This is a genomic window from Rubrobacter taiwanensis (genome assembly GCF_004337705.1).
Lineage (GTDB): Bacteria > Actinomycetota > Rubrobacteria > Rubrobacterales > Rubrobacteraceae > Rubrobacter_C > Rubrobacter_C taiwanensis.
Map to the genome: position 1 here is coordinate 1 of NZ_SKBU01000028.1, position 16,250 is coordinate 16,250.

Here is a 16,250-nt window from a genome sequence, read left to right on the forward strand (position 1 = left end):
CCCAATCTCCGGCAGAGACCGCCCTCTTTGCGCTGCTCTCCCAGCTGCCCGTAGCGGCCATCCTTATAACCCTGGCCTGCGCACTTGGAGTTGCGGTTGTAGCCATCTTCTTTGCCACCTCGGCCGACTCCGGATCGCTAGTAGTAGACATCCTCACCCGCGGAGGAGAGACGCAGGTAGGCGGGTGGCGCCAGCGCCTTGTGTGGGCGGTGCTGATAGGGGCGGTAGCGGCCACGCTGCTTGCTGCGGGCACGGCCACCGGAGAGAACGCCCTTGGAGCATTGCAGACGGCCTCCATTACGGCCGGCTTGCCCTTCTGCGTGGTGCTCTTGCTGATGTGTGTGGGACTGATTAGGGGGCTTGAGGACGAAGGCCTGCCGGCCATGACCCCAGATCCCAGAAAGCACGGGGAGCTGCAGATTAAGGAGGCGGAGCTACAGCGCCACCGAAGTGATTCAGCCCCCGGCCCCACGGTCCCCGAGGCCGGGAGGCATCGGAAGCGGTGATGAATCCCGACCCCCGACTCTGTCTGCACGAACTCTTCGAGCGGCAGGTCCGCCGGACACCGGACGCCCCGGCCGTCATAGATGCCGGGACCGAGCTCACCTACGCCGCGCTCGACCGGCGGTCGGAGCGTCTGGCGGACCGGCTGAGGGAGCTGGGGCTCGGGCCGGACCGGGTCGCCGGAATCTACATGGACCGCTGCGCGGAGTACGTGATCGCCATGCTGGCCGCACTCAAAGCCGGCGGGGCCTTCCTGCCGCTGGAGCCGGCCTATCCGGAATCGCTGCTTGGGCAGGTACTGGAGGACTCCCGGCCCGTTGCCATAATCTCGCGGGGGCACTTCGCCCGGCGCCTGCCGGAGGGAGAACGCATACTCCACCCGGACACGGGCCGGGAGGGGGATGGAGGTACGGGCGGGAGCCCGCCCCCCTCCCCGGAGAACCTGGCCTTCGTCTCCTACTCTTCCGGGACCACGGGGCGGCCGAAGGGGATAGCCAACCCGCACCGGGCGGCCGTCGGGTCCTACCTGTGGCGCTTCCGGGAGATCAGCGACAACCGGCCCGGCGACCGCGTGGGCTGCAACGTCTTCTTCATCTGGGAGGCTCTCCGGCCGCTGCTGCGCGGCGCGGCGACGGTCGCAATACCGGACGACGTGATCTACGACCCGCCCGCGCTGGTCCGCTTCCTGGAGGAGTACCGGATAACGGAGACCCTCATGACCCCCTCGCTGCTGGAGGCCGTGCTGAACGCCTGCGGCGCGGAGGTCACCCGCCGGCTCGCCGGCCTGCGGACGCTGTGGCTCAACGGCGAGGTCGTCACCCGGGCGCTGGCGCGGCGCGCGCTGGCGCTACTGCCGGAGACCCGGCTGCTGAACGTGTACAGCATCAGCGAGACGCACGAGGTGGCCGCGGGCGACCTGCGCAAGCTGGCAGAGGCCGGCTCCACCTACTGCCCGGTAGGCCGCCCGCTGGACCCGGATCGCACCTACATTCTGGATGAGGACCGCAACCCCGTACCAGACGGCGAACCCGGCGAGCTCTGGGTCGGCGGGAGGTGCCTGGCAAGGGAGTACGTGAACCGCCCGGAGATCACGGCCGAGCGCTTCGTCCCGGATCCGTTCGCAGGAGAGGGACGCATGTACCGCACCGGCGACCGGGCCCGCCGGCTGCCGGACGGTGCGCTGGAGATCCTGGGCCGTGTGGACTTCATGGTGAAGATCCGGGGCTACAGCGTCGAGCTGGGAGCGGTGGAGAGCGCCATAGAGGAGCTGCTCGCCGTCGAAGGCTGCGTCGTCGTGGCCGAGGGCGGAGAGGGCGAGGACAAACGTCTCGTCGCCTACCTCCTCCCCGCCTCCGGGGAGGAGCGCGCGGGCCGTCACTCCGGCTGGGAGATAGACACCGCGGGCCGCAGCCCGGAGATCCGGCGAATCCTGCAGGAGCGCCTGCCGCACTACATGATCCCCGCCGTCTACGTGGAGCTGGAGGAGCTGCCACTGCAGGAGACGTCCGGTAAGGTGAACCGGCGGCGTCTCCCCCCGCCTCCGCCCCGGACGAATCCCGCTCCCGGTGTGCCGGATAGGCTCTCCGCCGCGGCCTCCCGCCGCGAGCGAGAGGCCGCGCTCGCCCGCATCTGGGAGGAGGTCATCGGGCTGGAGCCCGGCGATGTGCGCCCCGCGGACAACTTCTTCGACGTGGGCGGGCACTCGCTCGCCGCCGCGGAGATGCTGACCCGTGTGGAGGGGGCCTCCAGCGTTCGTATCTCGATGCCCCGCTTCCTGGCCCACCCGACCGTCGCGGGCCTCTGTGACGCACTGGAGGGCCGGGAGCCCCGACGGCCGCAGCGGAGGCCGGACCTGCGTTCCGAGGGGAGGCTGGAGCCGGAGATAGCACCGGAAGGTCCTGCCGGAGACCTCTCCCTGCGGGACGCGCGGAGCATCCTCCTAACCGGGGCGACCGGCTACCTGGGAGCCTTCCTGCTGGATGCGCTCCTGCGGGAGACGAGGGCCGAGATCCGCTGCCTGGTGCGTCCGCGCGAAGGGTCTCCCCCGCTGGCCCCCCTGCGGGAGAACCTCGCGCGCTACGGGCTCTGGAGTCCGGAGGCCGCGCAGAGGATCACGCCGGTCCCCGGCGATCTGAGCAACCCCCGCCTGGGCCTCCCGGAGGAGGAATTCGACGCTCTCGCCCGCGGTACGGACCTCATACTCCACGCCGCAGCGCGGGTAAACCTCGTCTATCCCTACCCCGAGCTGAAGCCCGCCAACGTGGACGGGACGCGCGAGGTGCTGCGCCTCGCCTGCCGCCACCGGGCCAAGCCGCTGCACTACGTCTCCACGAACGGGATCTTCCCCGCCGGCACGGGACGCTGCCGGGAGGATGCCGACCTCCCCGCCCTGGCCGGCACCCAAGAGGATGGCTACGGCCAGACCAAATGGGTCTCCGAGATGCTGGTACGCCAGGCCCGGGAGAGAGGTCTCCCGGCGAACGTCTACCGGCCCGGGAACATCTCCGGGCACAGCGAGAGCGGGTCCTCCAACCCCCGGGACTTCCTCACGGCGCTCATCGCGGAGTCCATCCGGATGGGCCGCGCGCCCGTGGCAGAGGACTGGCGCGTAGAGATGACCCCCGTGGACTTCGTCAGCGACGCGATCGTTCGCCTCGCCGGCGATCCGGAAACCGCCGGGGGCACCTTCCACCTCGCCAACCCGGCTCCGCCGCTAGCGCGGGAGGTGTTCGGTTGGATCCGGAACCTCGGCTACCCGGTAGAGCCGCTGTCCTATCCGGATTGGCTGAAGGAGTGGCGGGATCGCGGCGGAGGCGGCGGGGTCCTGCGCGGCGTGCTGCACGGGGCCGAAACGCGCAAGCTGTGGGACGGCAACTTCTACGACGACACCAACACCCGCCGGGCGCTACGGAGCGGCGGCCCGCAGCACCCCGGCCTCGGGCCCGGGATCGTGGAGAACTACGTGGAGCACTTCGCGGAAGAGGGCTGGATCCAAAAACCGGCAAGAGTGTGAAGCATCCGGAGCCGCGGCGCTTGACGGATCTCCGCGGCTCTGCGCGAGGGTGTAGACTCTGCGGTCGGGAGTACCCTACCGGAAGGGAGACCGGCGCGCATGGGAATGCTCGTAGAGGGCGTGTGGAAGACCGAGGATCAGCTGCAGGACGAAAGCGGCCGCTTCAGGCGCCGGCCGACCCGGTTCCGAGGACGGGTGACGGCAAGCGGCGAGAGCGGTTATCCGGCCGCAGCGGGACGCTACCACCTCTACGTCTCGCTCGCCTGTCCCTGGGCACACCGGACGCTCATCATGCGCAAGCTCAAGGGGCTGGAGAGCGCCATCCCGGTCTCTGTGGTAGCTCCGCTCATGCTGGAAGACGGCTGGGAGTTCTCCGATGAGTACCCGGACAGGCTCGGCGGCCGGCGGTACCTGCGCGAGCTCTACCTCGAGGCGCAACCGGACTATACCGGGCGGGTGACCGTACCCGTGCTGTGGGACTCGGAGACGCGAACCATCGTTAACAACGAGTCCCGCGAGATAATGCGCATGCTGGACCTGGAGTTCGGGGAGTACGCAACCCGCGACGCAGACCTCTGTCCGGAGAATCTGCGCAGCCAGATAGACGAGACGATAGATTCCATCTACGAACCCGTCAACAACGGCGTCTACCGGGCGGGCTTCGCCTCAAGGCAGGAGGCTTACGAGGAGGCCGTTACCGGACTCTTCGAAGCTTTGGACCACTGGGAGGAGGTACTCGGGGAACGGCGCTACCTCTGCGGCGATCGGCCGACCGAGGCCGACGTCTGCATGTTCACGACGCTGGTGCGCTTCGATCCCGTCTACCACGGGCACTTCAAGTGCAACCTGCGCCGCATCGTAGACTACCCTAACCTCTGGCGTTTCACACGTGAGATCTACGGTCTGCCGGGCGTCGCCGAAACCGTGGACGTAGAGCACATCAAGCTCCACTACTACGGGAGTCACCGGAGCATAAACCCGACCGGCATCGTTCCGAAGGGCCCGGTAATGGACTTCGGATTGCGCTAAGCGGGCCGAGAGGGTTTCTTTCCCGGGAGCGGCGGGTATGCTCATCTCAGTGGCGAGAAGATGGAGCTGGAGATCGAACATAGGTTCCCCCCCACACCGGACTCGGTCGCGGCGGCCCGCAGGTCGCTCGGCCGGCTGGCCGGTCACGTACCGGAGCCGCTACTGAGCGACCTGCGGCTGCTGGTGAGCGAGCTCGTCACCAACAGCGTCCGGCACGCCCGGCTGGGCTCGAAAGACGTCATAGAGCTCAGGGTCGCCCTCTCCGGCGACTCGGTGCGGCTGGAGGTCGCCGACCCCGGCCCCGGCTTCGAGGCCACCCTCCGCCCCCCCGGCCCGGACGGAAGCTCCGGCTGGGGTCTCCACGTCGTGGACGCCATAGCCGACCGCTGGGGTGTGGATCACCGAGACTCGACGCGTGTGTGGGTCGAGATCAACCGCCCTTCTGAACCCCGGAAGCGCCCTCCGGGCAACCGTCCGGGGGCCCTCTCCCTCCTGAGCTGCTGCGCGTTTCTGACTACTTGAAGCGGTACTGGCGATACATGCGGGCGCTCTCGTCCACGTCGGCCTCGGTGACGTGCGTGCGGCCGCGGGAGCGCACCCGGTCCTCTATGCGCTTGCGGATAAAGCGGCGCATCAGGAACGGACTGCGCTTTATCCTCCGGTCCGCCTCGGGGTCCCAGGTGATCTCCTGCTTCTCGGCCAACTTCAGCACCTCTTTCTAGAAGAGCTTCCCTCCTCTTCTCGCCTATTCTACCGCAGTCCGGGTCCCCCGCAGGTACCGGTACAACCCGGAGGCTAACCCCACGGCCTCCCGTCTTTTGAGTCCCCGGGCCTCCAGCAGCCGGATGCGGCTCGCCACGAAACCGGCCTCCGTTCGCCCGAGCCCCAGCCGTCCTGCGAGCTCGCCGTAGTCCGGCAGGGGATACGGTCCGAGCTCCCGGCTGGCCCGCAGGAACCCGGCGCACAGCTCCCGGTGGCGACTCAGGTGCTCGGGCTTGAGCTTCGGTCCCTGCGCCGCGAGCCGGTCGGCCCAGCAGAGGACCGCCAGCTCCTCGCCGAAAGGTCCGGCGGCCCGGGCCAGGCGCGGGGCCGGATAGTCGGTGAAGCGGTGGTTCAGAAATCCGATCTTGAGGTGCAGCTCCGTCAGGGTGGCTACGAGATCCGCGGTCTCGGCGTCCGCTCCCACCCGGGCGCAGATGCGGGCCGCCAGCCGGGCGCCTAAAGTATCGTGGGCCACGAAGAGCACGCGCCCGTCCAGCTCGCCGCGGGTAACCGGCTTGGCTATGTCGTGCAGCAGGGCGGCGAGTAGCAGCCCGGCCGGCCGCCTCACCTCCGCTCCGAGCTCCCCCTCCTCCAGTTCCCGGCGCACGAGCCGCACGGTGTCGAGCACGTGGTCGAGAGCATCCAGGTGGTGGTACTCGCTCTGGCGTAGGCTGCGGCTCAACCCGAGCTCGGGGACGAGCCGGATCAGCTCCTCCCGGTCCAGCGGCTGTCGCAGGGCCTCCAGCAACGCGACCGTGCTAGCGCCTCCGCCGGCGGAGCTTCCTACGGCTGGTGTTCGGGTTCGGCCGGCCCTTGAGCGGCCCGGCTTCCCGGGGCTCGTCCTCGCGCTGCTCTTTCTTCTGGGCCTTGAGTCTGGCGAGGCGCTGGTCCCGGCGCTTCTCCAGCCAGGCGAAGAGCAGAGCATAGAGGAAGAAGAAGAACACGCCGTTGATGAGCAGCGGAATCCACTGCTCCCGGCTCTCCAGCCCGAAGAGGCCGGGGCTGATGCGGTCCAGCAGATAGACCAGCCCCAGCCACAGGATGGTGAAGATGGTCGCCTTCCGGAAGGCGCTCCGCCAGTTCAGGTCTCTCACTCTCTCAGATATCTCCTCTCGACGCGGACGGGGTTTATCCGGGTTGTGACCTCATAGTTTATCGTGCCGGCCCAGATCGCGAGCTCCTCGGCCGGGATCCTCTCGTCGCCCTGCTCCCCGAGCAGCACGACCTCGTCCCCGACGCTCACCGACTCATCGGCGGCAAAGACCGCCGCGTCCATCGTCACCCGGCCCAGGATGGGACGCCGCACGCCCCCGATGAGCGCCCGGGAGCGCCCCGAGAGTGCCCGCAGGTAGCCCTCGGCGTACCCGACCGGCACGGTGGCGGCGAACATCTCCTCTCCGGCCCGGAAGGTCAGACCGTAGGAGACCCCGTCACCGGGCCTCAGGCGGCGCACCTGGGCCACGTAGCTGACCAGCCTGAGGGCCGGCCGCAGCCCCTCTCCGGCGGGATCCCCCGAGTCTCCAAGCGGATGCAGGCCGTAGAGCGCGATCCCGGGGCGCACGCAGTCGTAGTGCGCCTCCGGGTACCAGAGCGTACCGGCGGAGTTGGCCGCGTGCACGAGCGCCCCGGAGAACGGGTGCGCCCGCAGAACGCTCTCGAAGCGCTCGATCTGCTTCCGGGTGGTCTCGGGATCGGTATCGGCGGAGGCGACGTGGGTGTAGACACCGGCCAGCCGTTCCCCCAGGAGCTTCCGCGCCTCTCCGGCCTCCTCCGGGCTCACGCCCCAGCGGTTCATGCCGGTGTTCACCTTCAGGTGTGCTCGCAGCCCCGGCCGTCCGGCTATCCTCCGGGCGGCCGGAAGGGAGTGCGCCGTAACCTCCAGCCGGTATTCGGCCGCGAGCGGGAACTTCTCCGGTGGGGTGTCTGTAAAGACCAGGACGGGCTCGCTTATGCCGGCGCGCCGCAGCTCCACACCCTCTTCAGGGGTTGCGACGGCGAGGCGGCTCGCTCCGGCCGCAAGCGCTTCGCGGGCGACCCGGACCGCGCCGTGGCCGTAGGCGTCTGCCTTCACCACAGCCATGAGCTCCGCCCCGCTCCGGAGCCTCCGGAGTATGGACCGGACGTTGCTCCGGACCGCGCCCAGGTCTATCTCGGCCCAGGTACGGCCCTGGGTCAAGGGTTCGGCCTCAGAATGTGCAGCGCCAGTATGTCCATGCGCGTGATGACGCCCAGAAGAAGCCTCCCCCCACCCCCCACAACGGGCAGGATTCTCACCCCCTCTCTAGACATCGTGGTCGCGGCCTCCGAGAGGCTGGCGTCCCCGTCTATCGTGACCGGGTCCCGGGTCATTACGTCCCGCACGCTCACCCCGGCGCTCTTGCGCACCTCCTCCCGGTACTCCTCCCAGCTCCCGAGCGGGATCATGCCGCCGAGGATGTCCAGAAACCCGGGGGCCTCTATCTCCGCGTCCTGCAGGATGAGATCGCCCTCGGTCACGATCCCGAGCAGTTCACCACCTTCATCCGCCACCGGAGCGCCGGATATGTTGCGCTCGGCGAAGAGCTGGATCACCCCCTCCACCGTGCCGTCCGGGCTCAGCCGCGGCCAGTCGGCGTGCATGACGTCCCTGACCTTCAGATTCCGGATATCCGGATTCTCCGCACTCATTACCCTTCCTCTCTTACTCCAGCTCCCGCAGGGCCTCCGGCACGTGCGGCAGCAGATCCGTTGCGACCAGGCTCTCCCGCGGCCAGCCCGTCCGCTCCAGCCAGATCTCGGCCGCCCGGCCGTGCGCCCACGCGCCGGCCCGGGCCGCGTCATAGACCTCTATCCCCCGCGAGGCCAAAGCCCCGATGATCCCGGAGAGCACATCCCCCGTACCCGCCGTGGCGAGCGCCACGCTCCCGGTCGAGTTGACGGAAGCCCGCTCCCCCTCGACGACTATCGTGTCCGAACCCTTGAGCAGCACGCAACACCCCTGCTCCTCTGCGGCGCGGCGGGCGGACGCGAGACGGCGCTCCGAGACCTCCCTCGCCCCCGAGCCCAACAGGCGGCCCAGCTCCCCGGCGTGCGGGGTCACAACGGCCGGAGCCGTCCGCCGCGCCAACGCCTCCGAACCCGCGAGCACCGTCACCGCGTCGGCGTCCAGCAGCACTGGGGCCTCCACCCCCCGCAGAACCCCCTCCACCAGCTCCCGGCGCTCCTGGCCGAGGCCGATCCCGGGCCCCACCACGACCGCTGCGGCGCGCTCTGCGAGCTGCAGGATATCCTCCAGCGCGCCGGAGGCCATGCTCCCTCCACGATCCTCCGCCACACCGGAGACGAGAGCCTCCGTGAGCCGGGCGTCCAGCGACTGCGCCGCGCTCCCGGCAGTCGCCAGGAAGACGATGCCGCACCCGGCGCGCTGCGCCCCGCGGACGACCATCTCTGCCGCCCCGGTCATCCTGCGGCTCCCGGCCACGACGAGCAGCGTCCCGGCGGAGTACTTGTGCGCGGGCTCCCTCAAGCGCGGCACCAGGCCGCGCAGCGTGCCGGCGGTCGTCCACTCCACCGCAGGCTTCACGTCCGCCTCCGGCGGCACCCCGATATCCACCGCCACGTTCTCCCCGGCGTGCTCCCGGCCCGGCGAGATCACGCACCCCAGCTTCACCGCGTGCGCCGCCACCGTCAGCCCGGCCCGGACGGCAACCCCCTCCACCTCTCCGGTCTCCGCGTTCACGCCCGAGGGGACGTCCAGCGCCACGACCGGAGCGGAGGCGGCGTTCATCTTCCCGATGAGACCGGCCGCGGGCTCCCGCGGTGCTCCCCGCACCCCGGTCCCGAGCAGGGCGTCCACCACCACCTCCGCCGTTCCGAGCCCGGCGTCAAGCTCCCCGGGACCGATGAGCCGCACGCCGAGGTTCCGCAGGATCCTCAGGTTCGTTCCCGGGCTGCCCGTGTACTCTTCCTTTACCGGCAAGACGGAGACCTCTACTCCCGCCCGGTGGAGCTCCCGGGCGACCACGAATCCGTCGCCGCCGTTGTTGCCGCCGCCGGCGATGACCAGCGCCCGCCGCGGCGCGCAGCGCTCCAGAATGACCCGTGCCATCCCGACCCCGGCCCGCTCCATGAGCGCAATCTCGGGTATGCCGAGCTCCTGGGAGCGCCGGTCGGCAAGCCCCATCTCGCCGGCGGAGAGGACCTTCATCCCGAACTGGAGTCCGGCAGCGGGAAACCGGAGTCTCCCCGCTCTATGGTCGCCACGGCGACGGCCGAGAGCTCCGAGTGGGAGATGGAGATGGAGATCTGCTCCTCCGATACCCCCACCCTGCGGGCGAACTCCGCGATCTTGCCCATCAGCCGCACGGTCGGAGCGCGGCGCGGACGCCGGATCACCTCCACCCCGTTCCACTGGATGAGCCCGCACCCCAGAGCCTTGCACACGGCCTCCTTGGCAGCCCACCGCCCGGCGTAGTGCCGGTCGAAGAACCGGTATTTCTCGCAGTACTCTATCTCTGCCGGGGTGAAGAGGCGCTGCCGGATCTTCGGCGTCCGCTCCAGCGCGAACCTCATACGCTCCACGTCCACCACGTCCACCCCGACCCCGGGTACGATGAAATCTTCCATGCGCTCTATGGTACGCCAGCGGGAGAGCCGGGGAAAGCCCCGGTTCTCGGCGAAGCGCTTATCATGGGAGCGGATGGAGCCGGTGATAATAGCGAACCTGAGCTCGGGAACCGGCCGACGGGACCGCCTGGAGCGCTGCATCGAGATCCTGCACACCGCGGGCGCGGCCCCCGAGATCCGGGAGACGGAGGCCCCGGGGCACGCCACCACTCTTGCCCGGCGTGCCGGGGCCCGCCTCGTCATCGCAGCCGGCGGCGACGGAACGATAAACGAGATCGTAAACGGCCTCTCCCCGGGCGCCACGCTGGGCGTTCTGCCGCTCGGCACGGCGAACGTGCTGGCGAGGGAGTTGGGGATCCCCTTGAGCCCAGAGGCTGCCTGCCGCCGTATACTCGCCGGCAAGAGCCGGAAGATAGACCTCGGCGTCGCCCGCAACGCCGAGGGCCGGGAGCGCCGGTTCGCCTGCATGGCCGGACTAGGCTTCGACGCGCTGGTGGTCCGCTCGGTGCCGCCGGGGCTGAAGCGGCGCCTCGGAGCCCCGGCCTTCGTGCTAACCGCGCTGAACGTCCACTTCCGGAGCAGGCTCCCGCTTCTGGAGATAAACGCCGGCGGCCGGCTTCACCGCGCCCGCTTCGTTATCGTGGCCAACGGCCACTTCTACGGCGGAAGCTACCGGGTCGCCCGGGAGAGTCTGCTTGATAACGGCTCGCTGCACGTCACCGTGATCGAGGACACCTCCACGCTACTGCGCCCAGATGTGCTGATACGCATCCTGGTCCGCCGGCCGCTGGAGGACTGCCTGCCCGCCTTCACCGTCCGCCGCCTCTCCGCCAGATCCGTGGAAGCCCCGGTTCCGGTGCAGCTCGACGGCGAGCCGTGGGGCGAGCTCCCGATGCGGTTCAGGGTGGAGCCCGGAGCCCTCAGCGTGGTCTGCTAGAGCCGGCTACTCCACCGTCACGCTCTTGGCCAGGTTGCGCGGCTTGTCCACGTCCAGGCCCCGGTCCCTGGCGACCCGGTAGGCGAGGAGCTGCAGCGGCACGCTGGCGACCAGCGGGCCGAGGAGCTCGGGCAGCTCGGGAACGGGGAGCAGTACCTCGGAGAGCCGGGCCGCGTCCGCGTCGTCCCTGGCGGCGACCGAGATCACGCGCGCTCCGCGGGCCGCCGTCTCCTCGACGTTGGAGAGCGTCTTCTCCCGCAAGACGCCCCGCCCCATCACGGCCACGACCGGACACCTCTCATCCACCAGGGCTATCGGGCCGTGCTTCATCTCCCCGGCCGGGTATCCCTCGCAGGGGATGTAAGAGACCTCTTTCAGCTTTAGCGCCCCTTCGAGCGCCACGGGGTAGGAGACGCCCCGCCCCAGGAAGAGCGAGCTGCGGGCGTCCTCGTAGAGCCCGGCGGCCTCCCCCATCCGGCCCTGTACCAGATCCAGCGTCTCCTGGATGCGCTCCGGGATGCGGCGCAGCTCGCGTCCGAGTGCGAGCAGCTCCTCCTCCGGGAGCGTCCCTCGGACCCGCGCCAGCTCCAGCGCCAGCAGGTACATCACCGCTACCTGGGTGAGGAACGCCTTGGTGGAGGCGACCGCGATCTCGGGCCCCGCCGCGGTGAGCAGTATGCCGTCCGACTCCCGGGTTATGAGCGATCCCTGCGTGTTGGTTATGGCGAGCACCTTCGCTCCGAATCCCCGCGCCGTCTCCACCGCGGCCAGGGTGTCCGTGGTCTCCCCGCTCTGCGAGATGGCAACGGCCAGCGTCCGGTCATCTCCTATCGGGTGGGCGTAGCGGTACTCGCTCGCCACCCAGACCTCCACGGGGAGGCGCGCCAGCCGCTCGATGGCGTACTTGCCGAGCAGCCCGGCGTGGTAGGCCGTGCCACAGGCGACCACGGCGATCCGCTGGATGCCGGCGAGATCCACCCCGGACTCCGAGAGATCGATCCCCCCGCCAGCATCCAGCCGCCCGGCCAGCGTCCTCTGCACGGCCGCGGGCTGCTCATGGATCTCCTTCAGCATGTAGTCCTCGTAGCCGCCGAGCTCCACGGCCTCCGCATCCCAATCCACCTCCAGCACCTCGCGCTCTATCCGCTCCCCGCCAAGGCTCGTAAGCTCGACCGAGTCCGCCGTGATGGTGACCAGCTCGCCGTTCTCCACGACGAGAAAGCGGCGCGTGCGCCCGAGCAGCGCCGGGATGGCGCTCGCCACGTAGTTCTCGTTTTCGCCGAGCCCCACTACGAGCGGGCTCTGCTTGCGGGCGGCGACTATCGTGCCGGGCTCCTCCGAGCTGATAACCGCAATAGCGAACGCCCCCTCCAGACACCGCATGGCCGCGGCCACCGCCTCCCGCAGCTTATCCCCGGCCTCCAGACGCTCCTCGACGAGGTGCGCAATCACCTCCGTGTCCGTCTCGGAGACGAACCGCCGCCCCCGGCGCTCCAGCTCCTCCCGGAGCTCGGCGAAGTTCTCGATGATCCCGTTGTGCACCACCGCGACCCGGCCGCCGTAGCCCGTGTGGGGATGGGCGTTCACCTGGTTCGGCCGGCCGTGGGTGGCCCAGCGGGTGTGCCCGATTCCGGAGACCGCCTCATCGTAGCGCCCGTTGTGCGATCCGACCACCGCCACCAGCCGGGAGAGCTGACCGGCCTCCTTGATCGTCTCTATGCCCCGGGGCGTCTGGAGCGCCAGCCCGGCCGAATCGTAGCCCCGGTACTCTAGATGCCTGAGCCCGTCCAGCAATACGTCTACGCAGCGGTCTTTACCCGTATACCCTACTATGCCGCACATGCTTCTCCTCCTCTAGCTCCACGTGTCCGGCCGGATAAACGGTGGCAGGGAAGGGGGAAGCTTCTACGGGCCCGGACGGCCTTTTGTCCGCGACGTCGCCGCCGCGTTTTGTGACCGCCCTGACGACCGCCCGTGGGCCGGGGCGCACCCGCCGAAAAACTCGATCAACACCCACCTCGTCAACTCCCGGACTGCCGGGAGCCCTGGCGCTTGCTCTGTCTGCTTTGTTCCCGCCCACCCCAACGCTTCCGGCCGGGGTCTACCTCTCTCGTCTTACAATACCTCGGGTGCCCGCACCTCCTCTCGCGCTTCTGAGAACGGAACTTAATATATCTGCCACCGGCAGGAAAAGTAAAGCGGGCTCCGCCCACGCAGGCCCCGCCTCATTCGCTAAGATTAACGTATGACCACAGACGAGTTCCAAATCCGCCGGGGAACCAGAGAAGACGCGGACACCGTAGCGCGCCTCTGGATGATGAACGCCAGAGAGCACGCCACCTACGACGAGATCTACACCCCCACCCCCAACGCCGAACATATGATGCGCCGTTTCCTGCGCGAGCTCGCCAGCAGCCGTGAGACCTGCTTCTTCGTAGCAACCGCCGGCGACAAGGTGATAGGCTTCCTCACCGGCGAGCTGCGCGGCAGCACCCCAGCCTTCGTACCCCGCACCTGGGCTACGGTCGAAGACGTCTTCGTGCACCCCGACTGGCGCAGCCGGGGGGTGGGAAGAGCCCTCGTCCGCCGGTGCTTCGAATGGGCCAGAAGCACGGGCGCCGACGGAATGGCACTCCAGGTCGCCGCCGCCAACAAACGGGCTCGGAACTTCTACGCCAGGCTCGGATTCCGGGAGGTCTCCGTCTACGAGGCCCTGGACCTCTACCCCCCCAGGAGCAGCGAGCGAGACAGAACCCGGACCCCGCCCTCCGGTCCGTAACCGATCCCCGCGTAGAAGCCGCCGGCATCTCCGGATACCTGAACCTCGATGTAAGATATACTCCTCTCCACACACCGTTCTTCGACCGCCCGCACCAGCGCCTTTCCTGCGCCCAGGCCCCTGTACTCCGGTCTCACGTAGAGGTCCTCGATGGCGGCGAACTCTCCTCCTGTTGCCGCGGCCGGCCGATAGGAGACGGTCGCGACGCCCGCGGCCTCCCCCAGCCGGGCGACGAACACCTCGAACGTTCCGGCATCTACGTGGCGGGCCAGCAACTCCAGAAACCCCCGGGGGAGCTCCCCTCCCCGCAGAAAGCATCCCAGCAGCTCCGCAGCAGTCTCGAGCTCCTCACCCGCCACGCGCATAACTTCTACCTTCACTACAGGCTAAACCCGTTTACGGATCCCCGCCACGGCCGCTATGGCATGTTCTACGCCCTCATCCCCCACGTCCAGGTGGGTACAGAAGCGGACCGTCGTGAGACCGGCGGGCGTGGCCAGCACGTTCTCCTGCGCCAGCTCTCTCAGGAACTGCGCGACATCGCCGACCTCGACGAGCACGATGTTGGTCTCGGGCGGCGTGGTCCGGTAGCCGAGTTCTGCGATTCCTTCGGCCAGCCGGCGGGCTCGTTCGTGGTCTTCGGCGAGCCGGTCTATGTGGTTGCGGAAAGCGTAGAGTGCTCCGGCGGCGACGATCCCGGCCTGACGCATCCCGCCGCCGAAGGCCTTGCGGGCGCGCCGGGCTCTCTCGATGGTCTGCTCATCACCGGCGAGCAGGGAGCCGACCGGGGCTCCGAGTCCCTTGGAGGAGCAAACGGAGACCGTGTCGGCAAGCTCGCACCAGTGGCGGGCCGGGATGCCGGTCGCGGCCTGGGCGTTGAAGATCCGGGCCCCATCCAGGTGAACTCTCAGGTTGAGGTTGCGGGCTTCATCTACTACCGCCCGGAAGCTCTCCAGCGGGTATACCCTGCCGCCGGCGGCGTTGTGGGTGTTCTCCAGACAGAGCAGCCGGGGCCGCGGGAAGTGGACGTCCTCGGGCCGGAAGGCTTCGCGCAGGGTTTCGGGGGAGACGGTACCGCCTTCACCGGGCAGCGGGCGCACCTGCACGCTGGAGAGGAGTGCCGGGGCTCCTGCCTCATAGTTGTAGATATGGGCTCCGGCGTGCAGGAGGACTTCGTCTCCGGGGCGGGTCTGGATGTGGAGGGCCATCTGGTTGGTCATGGTCCCGGAGGGCGCGTAGATTGCGGCCTCCTTGCCCAGGAGGTCCGCGACGTATTTCTCCAGTTCGTTCACGGTCGGGTCGTCCCCGAACACATCGTCTCCGACCGGAGCTTCGGCCATCGCGCGCCGCATCTCCGGCGTCGGGCGTGTGACGGTATCGCTGCGCAGATCTATCATCCGGTGCTCCTTCCGACATCTCCCCTTGCGTTTTCGAGCGCTTGGCGGGTGGTGACGAAGTGAACCTTCGCCACGCGCTTCAGTGCCTCCATTCCCCCGGTTTCGGCCACCCGCCGGGCTGCGTCGAGCACGTGTGTAGCGCCCCGGGGCAGATCGAATCCGACTTCTTCGGAGAGCCGTTCCAGGTCCTGCAGGAAGCGGTCCCGGGCCAGCACGGAGGCCGCTGCGACGGCCGCATCATCTTCGGCTCGCGGTCTCATCTCCAGCCGCAGGCCGGGGGGGATCAGATCCCGCACCAGAGCTTCGGCTCCGAAGGCGTCCACGACGGCCAGCTCCACCCCGGCGCAAAGCTCGTTGATGATCTCGGCGTGCAGCTCCCCGAGCAGCCTGGGGACGCTGCCGGCGGCCGCCCGCCGGGTCTCGTACTCGGGCGGGCTCAGTGAGAGGATGCGCACGTTCTCCTCTCCCGCCGCGGCCACGACCTCCCCGGCCGCACTGCGGACCCTGCTCCCGCTCAGGGTCTTGGAGTCCCGGACTCCGATCCTCTCCAGAGCGGCTGCGGCCTCCGCTCCCCTCACCCGCACCCCGGCCACGACGAGCGGCCCGAAGTAATCTCCCTTGCCCGCCTCGTCGGTCCCCACGCGGGGTACCGGGCTGGCCGGGGGTGTCCGGCTCTCTGGAGCCTTCCGGCCTCCCCGCGAGACGCGCCAGTTCTCGAGCAGGTCCCTCAGCCTCGACGGCTTACCGCCGACGGAGATCCGGCCCGTGCGGTAGACGTTGAGCACGGCTTCCTCTCCGGTGCGGACGAGGCGGTACTGGGTACCGTGGTCTATCTTCCGGCGCTCCGCGATCCCGACACCAGAGGCCTGGAGCAGCTCCCGCAACTCGGGAGGCAGCCCGTTCACCGAACCTCGAATCCGGAGAACCCGCCCGCGGCCTCCTCGTAGCTCACATCCACGTTCTCCACCCGGGCATGCTTCGGTCCTTCTCCGCACCACTCCACCATCTCGTCCACCATCTTCGGCTCTCCCTCGAATACGGCCTCCACCCGGCCATCGGGGAGGTTCCTGATCCAGCCGGTCACACCGCGGCGCTCAGCCTCCTCCCGTGCGGAGTCCCGGAAGAAGACCCCCTGCACTCTGCCCGACACGTAGACGTGTGCCCGTCTGAGATCCGCCAAGATCCGTCCTCCTCTCGCCGCTGCAATTACAGTCCGTTAGTCTA

Annotated in this window: 18 protein-coding genes; 6 read left to right on the plus strand and 12 right to left on the minus strand. The window is 69.1% G+C overall.

Annotated elements, in window-relative coordinates; translation table 11 throughout:
* The 4 genes from E0L93_RS13225 to E0L93_RS13240 form a co-directional block, all read left to right on the plus strand.
* Positions 1-506: BCCT family transporter (locus E0L93_RS13225; protein ID WP_207890498.1), on the plus strand; the 506-nt coding region annotated here is incomplete at its 5' end.
* Positions 506-3,517 carry an amino acid adenylation domain-containing protein gene (locus E0L93_RS13230; RefSeq protein WP_243638237.1) on the plus strand — a complete coding sequence of 1,004 codons (3,012 nt, stop codon included), beginning with the start codon at positions 506-508 and terminating at the stop codon, positions 3,515-3,517. The genes E0L93_RS13225 and E0L93_RS13230, both read left to right, overlap by 1 nt.
* A 99-nt stretch (positions 3,518-3,616) precedes the next feature.
* Positions 3,617-4,546 (plus strand): glutathione S-transferase family protein, encoded by a 930-nt coding sequence (locus tag E0L93_RS13235; RefSeq protein WP_132692558.1) that lies wholly within the window; start codon positions 3,617-3,619, stop codon positions 4,544-4,546.
* Between the two features lie 60 nt (positions 4,547-4,606).
* Positions 4,607-5,068, plus strand: coding sequence for an ATP-binding protein (locus E0L93_RS13240; RefSeq protein ID WP_132692559.1), 462 nt, complete (start codon positions 4,607-4,609; stop codon positions 5,066-5,068).
* Here the strand turns inward: E0L93_RS13240 and E0L93_RS13245 are convergent.
* Genes E0L93_RS13245 through E0L93_RS13270 form a run of 7 tightly spaced genes read right to left on the minus strand, consistent with a single transcriptional unit; the run spans position 5,061 to position 9,913 of the window.
* Positions 5,061-5,249 (minus strand): PCP reductase family protein, encoded by a 189-nt coding sequence (locus E0L93_RS13245; RefSeq protein WP_165874370.1) that lies wholly within the window; start codon positions 5,247-5,249, stop codon positions 5,061-5,063. The genes E0L93_RS13240 and E0L93_RS13245 overlap by 8 nt on opposite strands.
* A 42-nt stretch (positions 5,250-5,291) precedes the next feature.
* The gene (locus tag E0L93_RS13250; RefSeq protein WP_165874371.1) at positions 5,292-6,056 is read right to left on the minus strand and encodes an HD domain-containing protein; all 765 of its coding nucleotides are present in this window, start codon (positions 6,054-6,056) and stop codon (positions 5,292-5,294) included.
* A 10-nt stretch (positions 6,057-6,066) separates the two neighbouring features.
* Positions 6,067-6,402 carry a hypothetical protein gene (locus tag E0L93_RS15925; protein ID WP_165874372.1) on the minus strand — a complete coding sequence of 112 codons (336 nt, stop codon included), beginning with the start codon at positions 6,400-6,402 and terminating at the stop codon, positions 6,067-6,069.
* Positions 6,399-7,484 (minus strand): alanine racemase, encoded by a 1,086-nt coding sequence (alr, locus tag E0L93_RS13255; RefSeq protein WP_132692562.1) that lies wholly within the window; start codon positions 7,482-7,484, stop codon positions 6,399-6,401. Before alr ends, E0L93_RS15925 begins: the two co-directional genes overlap by 4 nt.
* Positions 7,481-7,975: a CBS domain-containing protein gene (locus E0L93_RS13260; RefSeq protein ID WP_132692563.1), complete on the minus strand. Its 495-nt coding sequence runs from the start codon at positions 7,973-7,975 to the stop codon at positions 7,481-7,483. The genes alr and E0L93_RS13260 overlap by 4 nt, the downstream gene beginning before the upstream one ends.
* A 13-nt stretch (positions 7,976-7,988) precedes the next feature.
* Positions 7,989-9,494 carry an NAD(P)H-hydrate dehydratase gene (locus tag E0L93_RS13265; protein ID WP_132692564.1) on the minus strand — a complete coding sequence of 502 codons (1,506 nt, stop codon included), beginning with the start codon at positions 9,492-9,494 and terminating at the stop codon, positions 7,989-7,991.
* The gene (locus E0L93_RS13270; protein WP_165874373.1) at positions 9,491-9,913 is read right to left on the minus strand and encodes a holo-ACP synthase; all 423 of its coding nucleotides are present in this window, start codon (positions 9,911-9,913) and stop codon (positions 9,491-9,493) included. Before E0L93_RS13270 ends, E0L93_RS13265 begins: the two co-directional genes overlap by 4 nt.
* A gap of 73 nt (positions 9,914-9,986) precedes the next feature.
* Here E0L93_RS13270 and E0L93_RS13275 point away from each other — a divergent pair, with 73 nt between their 5' ends.
* Positions 9,987-10,850, plus strand: a complete 864-nt coding sequence (locus tag E0L93_RS13275) for a diacylglycerol/lipid kinase family protein (RefSeq protein ID WP_165874374.1) — start codon at positions 9,987-9,989, stop codon at positions 10,848-10,850.
* A gap of 6 nt (positions 10,851-10,856) precedes the next feature.
* Here E0L93_RS13275 and glmS read toward each other — a convergent pair whose 3' ends face one another.
* Positions 10,857-12,692: a glutamine--fructose-6-phosphate transaminase (isomerizing) gene (gene glmS / locus E0L93_RS13280; protein ID WP_132692567.1), complete on the minus strand. Its 1,836-nt coding sequence runs from the start codon at positions 12,690-12,692 to the stop codon at positions 10,857-10,859.
* Between the two features lie 403 nt (positions 12,693-13,095).
* Between glmS and E0L93_RS13285 the strand changes: the two genes are divergently transcribed.
* Positions 13,096-13,629, plus strand: a complete 534-nt coding sequence (locus tag E0L93_RS13285) for a GNAT family N-acetyltransferase (protein ID WP_132692568.1) — start codon at positions 13,096-13,098, stop codon at positions 13,627-13,629.
* Here E0L93_RS13285 and E0L93_RS13290 read toward each other — a convergent pair.
* Genes E0L93_RS13290 through E0L93_RS13305 form a run of 4 tightly spaced genes read right to left on the minus strand, consistent with a single transcriptional unit; the run spans position 13,572 to position 16,206 of the window.
* Positions 13,572-13,994, minus strand: a complete 423-nt coding sequence (locus E0L93_RS13290) for a GNAT family N-acetyltransferase (RefSeq protein ID WP_132692599.1) — start codon at positions 13,992-13,994, stop codon at positions 13,572-13,574. The genes E0L93_RS13285 and E0L93_RS13290 overlap by 58 nt on opposite strands.
* Positions 13,995-14,015: 21 nt before the next feature.
* Complete coding sequence (ltaE, locus tag E0L93_RS13295) at positions 14,016-15,026, minus strand: low-specificity L-threonine aldolase (RefSeq protein WP_132692569.1); 1,011 nt, start codon at positions 15,024-15,026, stop codon at positions 14,016-14,018.
* Complete coding sequence (locus E0L93_RS13300; RefSeq protein ID WP_165874375.1) at positions 15,023-15,931, minus strand: ribonuclease H family protein; 909 nt, start codon at positions 15,929-15,931, stop codon at positions 15,023-15,025. The genes ltaE and E0L93_RS13300 overlap by 4 nt, the downstream gene beginning before the upstream one ends.
* Positions 15,928-16,206 (minus strand): acylphosphatase, encoded by a 279-nt coding sequence (locus tag E0L93_RS13305; RefSeq protein WP_132692571.1) that lies wholly within the window; start codon positions 16,204-16,206, stop codon positions 15,928-15,930. Before E0L93_RS13305 ends, E0L93_RS13300 begins: the two co-directional genes overlap by 4 nt.
* Between the last annotated feature and the right edge of the window lie 44 nt (positions 16,207-16,250).

Excerpts from the sequence above, each read along its gene's own strand:
- E0L93_RS13265 (WP_132692564.1), bottom strand. The coding sequence starts at position 9,494 with ATGAAGGTCCTCTCCGCCGGCGAGATGGGGCTTGCCGACCGGCGCTCC.
- E0L93_RS13275 (WP_165874374.1), top strand. The coding sequence starts at position 9,987 with ATGGAGCCGGTGATAATAGCGAACCTGAGCTCGGGAACCGGCCGACGG.
- E0L93_RS13230 (WP_243638237.1), top strand. The coding sequence starts at position 506 with ATGAATCCCGACCCCCGACTCTGTCTGCACGAACTCTTCGAGCGGCAG.
- E0L93_RS13285 (WP_132692568.1), top strand. The coding sequence starts at position 13,096 with ATGACCACAGACGAGTTCCAAATCCGCCGGGGAACCAGAGAAGACGCG.
- E0L93_RS13240 (WP_132692559.1), top strand. The coding sequence starts at position 4,607 with ATGGAGCTGGAGATCGAACATAGGTTCCCCCCCACACCGGACTCGGTC.
- E0L93_RS13290 (WP_132692599.1), bottom strand. The coding sequence starts at position 13,994 with ATGCGCGTGGCGGGTGAGGAGCTCGAGACTGCTGCGGAGCTGCTGGGA.
- glmS (WP_132692567.1), bottom strand. The coding sequence starts at position 12,692 with ATGTGCGGCATAGTAGGGTATACGGGTAAAGACCGCTGCGTAGACGTA.
- E0L93_RS13260 (WP_132692563.1), bottom strand. The coding sequence starts at position 7,975 with ATGAGTGCGGAGAATCCGGATATCCGGAATCTGAAGGTCAGGGACGTC.
- ltaE (WP_132692569.1), bottom strand. The coding sequence starts at position 15,026 with ATGATAGATCTGCGCAGCGATACCGTCACACGCCCGACGCCGGAGATG.
- E0L93_RS13270 (WP_165874373.1), bottom strand. The coding sequence starts at position 9,913 with ATGGAAGATTTCATCGTACCCGGGGTCGGGGTGGACGTGGTGGACGTG.
- E0L93_RS13235 (WP_132692558.1), top strand. The coding sequence starts at position 3,617 with ATGGGAATGCTCGTAGAGGGCGTGTGGAAGACCGAGGATCAGCTGCAG.